Raw genomic sequence first — 12,966 nt, 5'->3', positions numbered from 1 at the left:
TGAGCACCCCTTAACTTAAGACTGTCTTTAATGATCCAATAACATCTATTGCACTCGCAAATTCAACATTACGGAAGGCAATAAGTGACAATACGAACAGTACTGATACGATAGCAAATAGCCCCATACACATCATTGATGATACACGTTGAGAACGTGGACCCACAGTAATTCCCCAACTTACAAGGAAAGACCAAATGCCATTGGAGAAGTGAAAAGCTGTAGATAGAACACCGATTAGATATAATGTGAAGGTAATAGGGTTCATTACAACGGCATGAATGATGCCTCCCAGTTCTTCATGTGTAACATTTCCAAGAGCTACTTGCACCCGAGTTTCATATACATGCCAAATAACGAACATGAATGTAAGTACGCCTGTAATTCGTTGTAACGTGTATCTCCAGTTACGCTCATACTTGTATGAACCTACGTTAGGTGTGGACTGATAAGCAATATATAAGCCAAACACCCCATGATAGAGTAGTGGTAACCAAATGAGAAACATCTCCATGAAGAATACAAATGGCAAGCCATTTAGGAAGGCAACTCCCTCATTAAATTGTTCAAGTCCTCCTTCAAATGCACCGAAGTTCGTCACTAGATGCTCCAGTAAAAAGAAACTTAATGGAATAACCCCGAGTAACGAGTGAATCTTTCTGGCATAATACCCTTTCATATGACGAGTATTCCCCTTTCCATAACAGCGTTTTCAATTCATAGTTTATTATAAAACCACATTAAAACATGACATAATCCACAGAGATTGCTATAAAACCTCTATTCATCTCCCTATTTTGTGAACATCTTGTGGCACTTTTCATGTTACTCCATTTCATCTTATAATGGAATTGCAATATAAGTATTATTAGTTATAACTAAAACGCATATGCTAATATATAAACAAGTAGAAACAGCTATGCCGTCTTTTTTCAAAAAAGCTTATGCTTTCTTATATTTTAATCAGGGAGGTGTACTATGTTTGAATCATTAGATGTATTTGCAATTGTCGTGGAACAATCCAGCCTTAATAAGGCTTCCAAACTACTTAATATCTCTCAACCTGCTTTATCACGCAAAATCGCAAAATTGGAGAGCGATCTTGGGGTCAAGCTTTTCCATCGACGCGGCAAACGATTAGAGTTAACCTCCATCGGACATTTAACCTATGTCTTTGCCCAGGAACAAGGTAAGCAACAAAGGAAATTTCTGAGAACTATTTCCCAACATCAAGATGGAAGCCAAATCTCTGTCACTCTCGGAGCCAGTCTAACGACTCTCCAAACTACTCTTCCGCCATTAATAAATACATTTATGGTAAAGTATCCGACAGCTGAAATCAAAGTGGTTACAGGGAGAACTCACGAGATCGTCTCCGCACTTCGCGAGAAGAAGATTGACGTAGGGATTGTTGCTTCTTCTATATATGAACCAGGTCTAACCTGCATCCCATTATTTGATGACCATTTGGAATTAGTTCTTCCGAGAAACCATCCTCTAGCTGAACTGACTGAGGTCAACATGAATCATTTGCAAGGAATACCGATGATTATCTTCTCCAGCGGAACATGGTATCGCAAATTAACAGACGAGCTATTTCAAAGTACGGGAATCATTCCGGATATTCGGATGGAGATCGATTCTTTCGAAGCCATTGTTCGCTTACTACCGACTTGTAAGGCTGTAACACTACTTCCCAAATCTTATTTACATCAAAGATTACTTGATGACAATGAACTAATACTTATCCATATCCCCGATCTCAAAGAGACTCGACGGACTACTTCCTTAATTTACGGGGATTATTCGGAGCTAAGTAAAGCCGCCCAACAATGGACCGAAGAAACGACATCATTATTCAACTCATCTATCCTATATCAATAGTGCGAGTTCAAAAAGTCAGATTTTCAGCACCAAGAAGATTGGATGAAGCAAGGGAGTGAGGAGCGGAGCGTAGGCAGTACCTACGTGAGCACCGGAAGGACCGGCTGAATTCAATCTTCGACGTCGAATACGCCTCCTGTTATACTTCGTGATCAAAAGATGACTTTTTGAACTTCCTCTAAATAAACCCAGAATCCATTACATCAGATTCTGGGTTCATCCCAATCCATTTAATTGTCGATCATTAGTTCATTCTCCAATTGTGCTATGTTCTCGTTAGATCCAATAATGACCATAATATCATCAGTCCGAAGCTGATCCATAGCGGTAGGAGCTATAATAATTCCATTTGCTCTATGCAAGGCTACGATACTGCAGCTAAATCTCACACGCGTATTTATTTCTGCCAATGTCTTTCCATCAAGCCGAACCGGTACTTTAATCTCGACAATGCTATAATCTTTCGAAAGCTCAATATAATCCAACAGATTGGGAGTGACCAATTGGTGTGCCACCCGGATGCCCATATCCCGCTCGGGATAAATAATTCGATCTACGCCAAGCTTCTCAAGTGCTCTCCCATGCAGAACAGATATCGCTTTAGCTATGACAGTGGTCACCCCTAAGTCTTTTAAGATGATGGTCGCAAGAATACTCATTTGAATATCGTCTCCAATGGCTACAATCCCACAATCAAAATTACGAACACCTAACGATTTCAGTACTTCTTCATCTGATGCATCGGCTACAACAGCGTAAGTGAGTAATTCACTCATATTACTTACAATTTCTTCATTTCTATCAATACCTAGCACTTCATAATTTAGTGCAATAAGTTCAAGTGCTACTGCCGATCCAAACCGGCCTAACCCAATAACAACAAACTGCTTCTTTTTCATTTTTATCCCAATGCCCCTTTTTCATACTTCAATTTCTCATTTATCCAATGATCACTTTACCCTCAGGATGACGGTATAATTCTTTTCCTTTCTTCGGTCCTAGTGCATAAGCAAGTGTAATCAGTCCTAGACGACCAGCAAACATCGTAAAGATAATGAGGATTTTGCCCGTAAAACTTAAGTCCGTCGTTAACCCCATGGAGAGCCCTACCGTACCGAAGGCAGATGTAGTCTCAAATAATATCATCAAAAAGCTACTGTCTTCTGTCGTAGAGAGTACCATGACTACAGCTATGACAAGCAAAAGTGAAAGTATTGTAATCGTCAGAGCTTTGAATATCCGTTCTTGCGCAAGACGGTAACGGAACATCACAATATCATCTCGACCACGTAACATTGCGATAACGGCTCCAATAATAATTGTAAACGTCGTCGTCTTGATCCCACCTCCAGTGGATCCTGGTGAAGCACCAATGAACATAAGTATAACCATGAAAAATTGAGAGGCCTGTCGCATATCCCCAATAGCAATCGTGTTCGCTCCAGCTGTACGTGTCGAGACTGATTGAAAAAAGGAACTGAGGATCTTTCCTCCTCCATGCAGCGATCCCAACGTTTTGGTATTTGTAAATTCGAAAACATATATAATGATCGCTCCGAATAAGATCAAGAATGTTGTCATGGACAGCACAACTTTAGAGTGCAGTGATAATCTGCGTGTTCTTCGAAAATCTACTATATCAGATAATACAATAAATCCAATCCCACCTGACACAATCAGGAACATAACTACAAAATTAACTATAGGGTCATATACAGAACCTGTGAGGCTGTGGAAATGACCAAATAGATCGAAACCAGCATTGTTAAACATCGAGATCGCATGAAAAATACCAAAGTATAAAGCTTTTCCAAAAGGCATGTCAAATGCCCAACGACTAGTCAACACAATTGCTGCAGTTCCTTCTATCACGAAGGAAAACAATAATACTTTTCGAATCAAACGTACTATACCTTCCATTGTATTCTGATTCATCGCTTCTTGCAGTAGTAATCGATCCCGAAGCGAAATCTTCCTTTTTAGAGCTAATGAGAACATCGTCGCCATCGTCATAAAGCCAAGACCACCCACTTGAATGAGTGCAACAATGACAATTTGACCAAATGTACTAAAAAATATTCCTGTATCCTTAACTACCAAACCAGTTACACATGTAGCCGATGTAGCCGTAAATAATGCATCAATAAAAGCTAGCGGCTTTCCTGTTGTATTAGAGATAGGTAACGTGAGTAACAAAGCTCCTAACATAATAATACTGGCGAAACCCAATACTAGAATTTGCGGAGGGGCTAATTTAATCCAACTCAACTTTAACTTCAACACGTTCACCCCTTAAAAGACCAACAAAAAAAGACACTGGAAATCCGATGCCTCTCGGGTTGGTTCCACCGTATTTCATATGAAAATTCGGCGCATTATTTATTTGCATCACGATTATAATCCTTATTTAGAAACTGTACAAAGTTCCTTTTCGTATAAATGATTGAATATAACGTTAAAAGAGGATAAGGGGCGTCCTCCAAGGGTTATTCTCTCTGTTTATATGTTATTATCTTCGCTTTTAACATGTTTTCGCATTTTCATTTTACAGTTACTGGATTAACAACTTGAACCTATGCTATGTTTACGTTATTCTAATGGCTACATAAAAATTTGGGAGGGAAATAAATGAATTCGTTAGGGCAACCTTTGAAACTGAAAGCTAATTATAAGATTTTGAGTATCTGCGCAGCTATCGGTCTGCTTCTATTCATGATTGTGCAAGTTTTTCCTAGTACAGCTTCAGATACATTGGAGCAGCAGAGCAGGGATTTAATTAGTAAGGAACAAGCAAGAGTAGTTGCAACACAATATGCTGAGTCACAACTTCAACTTGAAGTAGCATCTTCTCAAGAAAGTCTCGTCACATATCAATCTCATTCAGAATTATATGGTTATCTTGCTAAAGAGAAACTCGTAAAGAAATATGATGAGACTTTTGCAAGTAAATATCCATACGACGTATATCGCGTCCGTCTAAAGGAAGTCGATTCAAATACATTTTTCAATATTGATATACATATGAACACAGGTGAAATCGTAGCCTTTGCTCAGGTGAAATCTCTTACTGCACCATCTATGGAAGTTCCCATGAACCCAAGAGATCAAGAGGCTCTTGCTGTACAATGGTTGAGTAAATCAGGCTATAATCCAAGTGATTTCCACATCGTTCCGAATGAAGATTCTCACCTCACGTATGCTGATTCTTCCACGATGATTGGTGAGGCTGAACTACAGTTTAACTTCACCTTCGGCTCTGAAGTAATACAATCCTTCCAACCTTCATTTTCAGTTCCAGAAGAGCATTCTTCCTATGTGAACAACGAACGCACGAAAGCACTCTGGATGACTTTCCTTGGATATGGGTTTCTGACTCTGGTACTAGGTGTACTCGCTATCGTTTATAGTGCATTAACTAGAAGGCATACTTCTTTTGTAAGAGGTATATTCCTGAGTTCCTTCTACTTCATTGTATCGATGTTGAGCACACTAAATATGTTACCCGCATTGGAAGCGCAAGGGGTTACAGGTATTGCTCTGATCATCGGATTGATCGTGCAAGGGGCTCTCACTTTAGTTATGGCTGCCTTATTGTACTTCTCACTTGTCGGCGGAGATGGCTTATGGAGAAAGGAAGCCAATCTGAATCCTTGGCCACGCTGGAAAGAAACAGGTTATGGACATTATGTACTTCATAGCATGTTCGTTGGATACTTATGGGCATTAATATTGTTAGGAATACAATCCATTATTTATTTCACTTTAGATCTAACGATCCATAGTTGGTCCACGACAGACGCAACACAGTCTCCCATTAACATGATCTACCCTTGGATGTTGCCATTATTAGCATGGGTGGCTGGAATTTCTGAGGAAGCTGTTTATCGTTTATTCGGCATAAAGATGATGAAGAAGCTTGTTAAAAATACCTTTGTAGCCTGCCTGATTCCATCCATCATCTGGGCATTCGGTCATACACTTTATCCTATTTATCCCGTTATTTCACGGCCAATAGAGCTTATTATCATCGGATTACTGTTCAGTTTCGTCTTTTTACGCTATGGCTATATCGCTGTCATGTTCAGTCATGTTGTATTCAATAGCATCCTTATGGGATTGAGCCTACTCATGCTAGGGGACACTACCAATATCATAGCTGGAATTGTTTCTATGATCATGCCATTCATCGTCGCTTATCTCATTTACATGTTTCGTTCCAGAAAAAAAGAGAAGCCTTATGTTATGACTCCTCCTGAAGTGCTGCAATAATTTGTGAGGCGAGCTTCTCGCCTATCGAGAGAGACCGGAAGTCTTCGACACTGGCCTCTCTTATTTTTTTGAGTGAACCGAAATGCTTCAGCAGAAGCTTACGACGCTTATCCCCCACTCCGGGAATAGCATCGAGTTGTGAAGTAACCATCGATTTACCTCTTTGTTCACGATGAAAGGTAATGGCAAAGCGATGGACCTCATCTTGAATCCTCTGTAAAAGATAGAATTCCTGGCTATCGCGTGGAAGCTGAATCGTCTCAGCCGGGTCACCAATCATTAGCTGAGAAGTTCTGTGCTTCACGTCCTTCACTAGCCCACACACAGGTATAAATAATCCTAATTCATTCTGTAACACATCCACAGCGACCGAGATTTGCCCTTTTCCGCCATCTACTACGATGAGGTCTGGCATTTCCAAGTTCTCCTTCAACACACGCTCATAGCGACGACGAATGACCTCACGCATCGTATTGTAATCATCTGGACCCGCAACCGTACGAATTTTGTACTTTCTATATTCTTTCTTCTCAGGCTTACCATCAATAAATACAATCATGGCAGATACAGGATTCGTTCCTTGAATATTAGAATTATCGAAAGCTTCTATTCGGTGTAGTGAATCAATTCCTATCGCTTGACCTAAATTAGCAGCCGCTATAGATGTTCTCTCTTCGTCACGTTCAATAAGTCTGAATTTCTCATCTAAAGCAACCTTCGCATTCTCAATCGCCATGTCTATTAAGTGCTTCTTCATCCCACGCTGTGGTACATATACTTTAATTCCTAACCACTCCTGAAGGGATGAAACAACGTTGCTAGCATCCAAACTCCCTGCTAATAAAGGGGCAATAACCTCACTTGTAGCCTCTATGTCAAGTTCCTCCCGCTGTATGTCAGGGAGTAGAATCTCTTGTGGTAATGCCGGATTGTCCAAGTAATATTGCGTAACATAAGTCATAAAGTCACTGTAGGCTTCCCCATAGAACGGAAAGACCGAAGCATGGCGGTGAATCATCTTCCCTTGGCGCATATAAAGAATCTGAACACACATCCAGCCCTTATCTACAGCAAATGCGAGTACATCTCGATCTCTTGCGTCCGAAGTTGTAATTTTCTGTTTCTCCATAATCGTATCTATACTAATAATCTGATCACGAAACTCTTGCGCACGTTCGAAATATAGTTCCTCGGAAGCTTCAAGCATCTTACGCTGCAGTTCCTTCCTTATGACTTCATGCCCACCATTTAGAAAAGAGCTAATTTCTTGTATAATCTCATCATATGTCGCTTGAAGCACCTCATCTGTGCCACACGCTAAGCACTGTCCCATATGATAATAGAGACATGGTTCCTTCTGCTTCGAGCTACATTTACGAAGGGGATACATACGATCAAGAAGCCTCTTTGTCTGCTGCGCCGCATAGGCATTCGGATAAGGTCCGAAATACTTTCCTTTATCCTTCAGTACACGACGTGTCACTTCCAAGCGAGGGTGTAACTCATTTGTAATCTTTATATAGGGGAATGTCTTATCATCTTTTAGCAAAACATTATATCGGGGTTGATGTTCCTTAATCAGATTGCACTCCAAAATAAGCGCCTCTATATTACTCCTTGTAACGATATATTCGAAATCTCGAATATCAGATACTAACAGTTGGGTTTTTGCATTATGACTCCCTGTAAAATAAGAGCGAACCCGATTCTTAAGCACTTTAGCTTTACCCACGTAGATAATAGTTCCTTCGCTATTCTTCATCAAATAGCATCCAGGAAGATCCGGTAACAAGGCTAATTTATTTCTGATATGAATTTGAGCTTTCTCTTTCTCTTGTTCAGAATGGATCTGGTGCTCCATTTACTCTCATTTCCTCCCTTCAGACCTCTTATCATCATCGCATTGTAATAAAGCGCCCCCGGAATCCGGAGACGCTTAGAATATAACATCATTCTTATTGGTGTTTGGTGATCATGTTCTTTAATGCTTCCTTCGAGTTCAATCCAACCACTTTATCTACCGGTTGACCATCTTTGAAGACAATCAAAGTTGGGATACTCATGACACCGAAACGAGATGCTGTTTCTGGATTCTCATCCACATTCACTTTAGCGATCTTGACACTATCACCTAAATCAGTGGATAGTTCATCCAGAATAGGAGCGATCATCTTACAAGGACCACACCAAGGTGCCCAGAAATCTACTAATACTATTCCTTGACCTTCTACTTCTCCGGAAAAGGATTGATCAGATACATTAACAATAGCCATTATATTTCCTCCTTAATTTAGGAAAGTTCCATGAATTTAAACTGATATGTCTTTGAGGACAGTTCTAAGTATAGCACATTTTAATTAGCAATGCGAAATGCCCACACTCACTTTTTCTAGATATTCTTTACAAGTTCTTTTAGTATTGAGTATACTTGAAGTAAGTTAGGTCTATTTGTCTATGATTATTATCATGTGCAAAAAAAGTGATCTTTATGAGGAGGATTTGATCATGGAAGCAAATGTGCATTTCAAAGATCCACGTGAACATATCAATGAAGAGCCACGTGATGATTTGGGCGATTTAATGGCTGGCTTTGGTGGTATGTTCCTACTCATGACCGTTCTATTCTTCGGTATGGTTATTATCAAGTTCATTGTCGTTGGCTAATCGTAGCTCATGTTAGGACAATACAGGAAGGGGCTGTCCCGAAAGGTCTTAACTCTGACCTAGCGAGTCAGCCCCTTTTTGTAAAAATATAAGAAAGTATAAGTTTCACTTCATACTCCATTTCTTATATTTCGGCAGAGACGGAAACCTTAAAGCGATACGAAGTATCGCTAGCATCGGAAGCATGAACCCCTTCAAAAGGACGGCGCAGCCGTTTCAGCTTGTTTCATTTATCGATTGCCACGATGGTTCTCTCCATGTAAGTTCACTACATCAACGAAAGGCGCAATTCGATCCATTAAACGTTGCCCTTTATATCCTTCTTCCCCATCCTTATTCGTAAAGCTGAGATGCTTCTCTAGACTCTCGAGGTTGTAATTCGAAGTATAAAATGTTGGTTTGCGATTCATTCGATAATTTAGAATAGATCCCATGATATGGTCGCGAGCCCATGGATTCAAATTCTCCGCACCAATATCATCAAAAATAAGCAAATCACAATTCTTCATCATTTCAGTTGTTTCCTTAAGCTTTACATTATCCATCATTAACGATTTCAAATCCTCCACGAACTCCGGCATATAGACTATAACACCAGTGAAGCCCGCAATCGCTAATTCGTGCAGCATGTAGCTCATAAGAAATGTCTTCCCAGTTCCAAATGAACCATAGAGATACAATCCACGTATGGATAATCCATTCTCCTTAGTCTCGCTAATATATTGAAACACCTGTTGTACTGCAGGTGCACGCAAACGATCCTTGCCCATAATCTCTACTTCTTTATACCCCTCATTCAATGCCCGCTCATCCACATAAAAACTCTGAATACGTTTCTTCACTTGATCCTCATGTTGTTTAGTGACATAGAGTGCGCAGGGGGCCTTCCGTTCATTTAACTCTGCCACTCCATTGATTGTTTGCACCTCAAGTTTAGTGAAATGGCCTTGAAAGTCATTGGGACATTTAGCAAGTCCGGGACATTTATCACAGTTACGCTTATCACCAACATACTGATATAAACGACTCATATTGAGACGTAGCTTAGCATCATCTAATTCAGGATGAAGTATACGTAACTCCTTAATCCGCGGATGATTAAACAGTTCTTCTTCTAGCTCCTGTTGCTGACGACGGAAAGAAGGGTTCTTCATCTGCTTGAGAAGTTCACCTAAAGACTCCATCCCTTATCCCCCTTAAAATGATTATTTAATACTCTATTCGGATTTAGCCTTGTTTCTTATTCGCTTGAATTTCGGCAGCCATCTTCATCATTTCTTCAAACTGTGCTTCTGACACTTCTTCAGCCGGACTGTTATCCAGAGCTACAGGAATTTCCGGCTTCACCTTCGTAGTTTTGCCATATGTCCGACTTCGTGTGTTACCTGAGGCTTGCGCCTGCTTACCTTTCACCTTGGACTGATCTTTAATGTACTGCACTGCCTTCTCATAGGTATCAATCTGCTTCAACAACATATTCGATGCGATAGCCTCTACAAAATTACGATTAATACGCTGATCACCACCTGAAGCCAATAGTGAGATCAAATAGTGAATGAGTATATTAATAACTTCTCCAGGAAGCTTATAACTCAGATCAATCTTTTCAAATATATCTACGAAGTTATCCGGCACAGAACCAGGAAATAGCGTCTTTAGTAATTTAGTATATGGTTCATTTCGAAGCATCATATTATACTGATGTATATCACATTTAGACTTAAATTGCATCGGAACTTCAACATAATACTCCATCTGCACAGCATGTTCCATTTGAAGGGACGCTGTAGATGTTTCTTGCGCTTGACGAATAGATATTATTTTACCTGCTTGAACTTCTCGTTGTTCTTGTCTTTTCTTTCCTTGGCGAAAATGTAAATTAGCCTGATGTTGTAATTCATCCAGTTTGATATCCCCCTGTACAGTAAATATTCCATCTTCATCAAGAAGACGACATAAATCCTGAACACTCAGATCATATTTATTGACAACGTAATTCACAATGCCCATTTGTTCAAAGTTGAAACGAAGCTTCTCGACATACTGGCGATTGTCAGATTCTTTCGGAAAACGAAGAATGATATCAGCATAGTTCAGACCGTTACTTTCATCGCCTGCCTGTAGAACCGATTGTCTTGTGGTAGAAACTTCAGATAGTGCTTGCTCCAATTCATAATCTATCACATGTGTGTTTAATTCAAAGATTTCATAAAAGGGCACCGAAATATTCTCTTTATTGTGCGTAGCTCCTGACCATTCTTCAGGTTCTTTGGCCCACAGTTCCTCACGTAAAGAAAGAACCGCAAACTTACCAATCTTATCGCGTAATAAAAGTGTTAAGTGCTGCGTATTAAAAAAATCAGACGGTGATAATGGGGCTGCCAATTCATACTCGTACATATAATCATCATTATCTGGTATATAAATACGACTTGTTTGTAAAAGACCTACCGCTTCAAGCTTCGAAGCTTGTTCTATAAGAACTTTGCGCCCCGCCTCACTAGGATCCATCCCCAGTGTTAAAAACAGGTGGCGTTGTTGATCTATATTGGAATAACCTATCTTCTCTACAGGTATTTGTTGAAACAGCAGACGATAGAAACTAATAGCGAATGCACCAACCATCGGTTGATAGATACAACTTAGCATTCTTTCATCCAAGCTGCTTAAACTAAAATTACGATACACATAGTATAGATGGTTCTCAGTATAATGTAGAAGACTCTTTATGCGCATTGTTTACCTCCCACTCATTACGTACACTTCTTCTATTCTATCATAATTTCAATAGTGCATTCGACGTATTCCATGTTTATTATTTAAATTACATCATTTTCCATATATAGAAAAACAGCCCCTCCGCAAGGAAGGACCGCTTATAAGGACACATATTCAAAACATGGTATATCCACCTTGACGCAACTTCTTGATCGCCCAACCACTAACATAGGCCCCTACTAAACCAGCAATCCCCGTAAGATAGTCTCCTATATGAAACGAACTAAGATGAGTCCAAAAGGACATACTGTGATCCCACATAGAATATAGAACAACGGGCAAGATCACGATAATGAATAAATAACAAGGAAACCACGTTGTCTTCATTAACATATTAAGAATAAAGCCAATGCCGAACATCATTACAAAGAACAACACCATCAATACGATCATAGGTATAAATCCCACTTGGTTTAGCTCACCTCTTCTTCATATCAACTATTCAATTAAAAACATCACCAAAAGACTAGCTAGTAGCTAGTTTACTAAATAAATTGTCACGAAGCAATGAACATTGCGTGAATTGATTGTGACATCGTTTGCTCAATGGCTTCCACTTGAGATACAATATAATTATTGTAATAGGATGTTACCAAAATTAGGAGTGATTGATCATATGAGTGAAGTCGCACAAACCCTTGAAGGATGGTATTCTCTTCATGATTTACGTTCCATAGATTGGGCTGCCTGGAAATCTGCTGATGACGAAGACCGTGCCATGGCACTAGATGAACTTCATGCATTTCTGCAAGAGTGGACTCATGTAGAATCTGCTCAAAAAGGGAGTAGTACTGTGTACTCCATTGTCGGTCAGAAGGCTGATTTTATTTTTATGCACCTACGCGAAACACTAGAAGATTTAAATGCTGTCGAAACGGCATTTAATAAAACAATGTTTGCTAAATACACGACCAAAGCTTATTCCTACGTCAGTGTTGTTGAACTCAGCAATTATATGGCTAGTGCAAATGGCGGTAACCCTATGGATAGTCCGGAAGTCGTCGCACGACTTAAACCTATTCTTCCAAAAAATAAATATATCTGTTTCTATCCAATGAACAAGAAACGCGATCTCGGAGATAACTGGTACATGCTCAGCATGGAGGAACGTCGCACATTAATGCGTAGCCATGGTTTGATCGGTCGCAGCTACGCTGGTAAAGTGAAACAGATCATCACTGGATCCGTTGGACTTGATGACTGGGAGTGGGGAGTCACTTTGTTCGCCGATGACGCTCTCCAATTCAAGAAACTTGTCTACGAAATGCGTTTCGATGAAGTTAGTGCTCGCTATGGCGAATTTGGAGCATTCTATGTAGGTAGTCTGCAGAACGAGCAATCTTTCCAAGATATGCTTAAATTATAAGCTTT

The 12,966-nt window shown here is 39.9% G+C and carries 12 protein-coding genes; 4 read left to right on the top strand and 8 right to left on the bottom strand.

Going from position 1 to position 12,966, the window contains the following annotated elements:
* Positions 1-10: 10 nt before the first annotated feature.
* Positions 11-679, bottom strand: a complete 669-nt coding sequence (locus tag AC1TO8_RS10560) for a succinate dehydrogenase cytochrome b558 subunit (protein ID WP_482055562.1) — start codon at positions 677-679, stop codon at positions 11-13.
* A 299-nt stretch (positions 680-978) separates the two neighbouring features.
* On the opposite strand from AC1TO8_RS10560, the gene AC1TO8_RS10555 reads away from it, so the two are divergent.
* Positions 979-1,884 carry a LysR family transcriptional regulator gene (locus AC1TO8_RS10555; RefSeq protein WP_482055561.1) on the top strand — a complete coding sequence of 302 codons (906 nt, stop codon included), beginning with the start codon at positions 979-981 and terminating at the stop codon, positions 1,882-1,884.
* A gap of 230 nt (positions 1,885-2,114) precedes the next feature.
* Here the strand turns inward: AC1TO8_RS10555 and AC1TO8_RS10550 are convergent, their stop codons facing one another.
* Together AC1TO8_RS10550 and AC1TO8_RS10545 are read right to left on the bottom strand one after the other, a co-directional pair.
* Positions 2,115-2,783, bottom strand: coding sequence for a potassium channel family protein (locus tag AC1TO8_RS10550; protein ID WP_482055560.1), 669 nt, complete (start codon positions 2,781-2,783; stop codon positions 2,115-2,117).
* Positions 2,784-2,823: 40 nt separating this feature from the next.
* Positions 2,824-4,164, bottom strand: a complete 1,341-nt coding sequence (locus AC1TO8_RS10545; protein ID WP_482055559.1) for a TrkH family potassium uptake protein — start codon at positions 4,162-4,164, stop codon at positions 2,824-2,826.
* A gap of 348 nt (positions 4,165-4,512) precedes the next feature.
* Here AC1TO8_RS10545 and AC1TO8_RS10540 point away from each other — a divergent pair, with 348 nt between their 5' ends.
* Positions 4,513-6,153: a CPBP family intramembrane glutamic endopeptidase gene (locus tag AC1TO8_RS10540; protein ID WP_482055558.1), complete on the top strand. Its 1,641-nt coding sequence runs from the start codon at positions 4,513-4,515 to the stop codon at positions 6,151-6,153.
* Here AC1TO8_RS10540 and uvrC read toward each other — a convergent pair.
* Positions 6,125-8,014 (bottom strand): excinuclease ABC subunit UvrC, encoded by a 1,890-nt coding sequence (uvrC, locus tag AC1TO8_RS10535; RefSeq protein WP_482055557.1) that lies wholly within the window; start codon positions 8,012-8,014, stop codon positions 6,125-6,127. The genes AC1TO8_RS10540 and uvrC overlap by 29 nt on opposite strands.
* Positions 8,015-8,108: 94 nt before the next feature.
* Complete coding sequence (gene trxA / locus AC1TO8_RS10530; RefSeq protein ID WP_482055556.1) at positions 8,109-8,426, bottom strand: thioredoxin; 318 nt, start codon at positions 8,424-8,426, stop codon at positions 8,109-8,111.
* Between the two features lie 232 nt (positions 8,427-8,658).
* On the opposite strand from trxA, the gene AC1TO8_RS10525 reads away from it, so the two are divergent.
* A complete protein-coding gene (locus tag AC1TO8_RS10525) occupies positions 8,659-8,817 on the top strand; it encodes a YqzM family protein (protein WP_482055555.1) in 159 nt (52 codons plus the stop codon).
* A gap of 230 nt (positions 8,818-9,047) precedes the next feature.
* Here the strand turns inward: AC1TO8_RS10525 and dnaI are convergent, their stop codons facing one another.
* From dnaI to AC1TO8_RS10510, 3 genes are all read right to left on the bottom strand, one after another.
* Complete coding sequence (gene dnaI, locus AC1TO8_RS10520) at positions 9,048-10,001, bottom strand: primosomal protein DnaI (protein ID WP_482055554.1); 954 nt, start codon at positions 9,999-10,001, stop codon at positions 9,048-9,050.
* Positions 10,002-10,044: 43 nt separating this feature from the next.
* Positions 10,045-11,553, bottom strand: a complete 1,509-nt coding sequence (locus AC1TO8_RS10515; protein WP_482055553.1) for a DnaD domain protein — start codon at positions 11,551-11,553, stop codon at positions 10,045-10,047.
* A 156-nt stretch (positions 11,554-11,709) separates the two neighbouring features.
* Positions 11,710-12,003 carry a YuiB family protein gene (locus tag AC1TO8_RS10510; RefSeq protein WP_482055552.1) on the bottom strand — a complete coding sequence of 98 codons (294 nt, stop codon included), beginning with the start codon at positions 12,001-12,003 and terminating at the stop codon, positions 11,710-11,712.
* Positions 12,004-12,211: 208 nt separating this feature from the next.
* Here AC1TO8_RS10510 and hemQ point away from each other — a divergent pair, with 208 nt between their 5' ends.
* Entirely contained in the window at positions 12,212-12,961 is a 750-nt protein-coding gene (gene hemQ / locus AC1TO8_RS10505; protein ID WP_482055551.1) for a hydrogen peroxide-dependent heme synthase, read from the top strand.
* Positions 12,962-12,966: the final 5 nt, after the last annotated feature.

This window comes from Paenibacillus sp. Y859, assembly GCF_056786405.1.
This window is presented reverse-complemented; position numbering and strand designations above follow the sequence as displayed.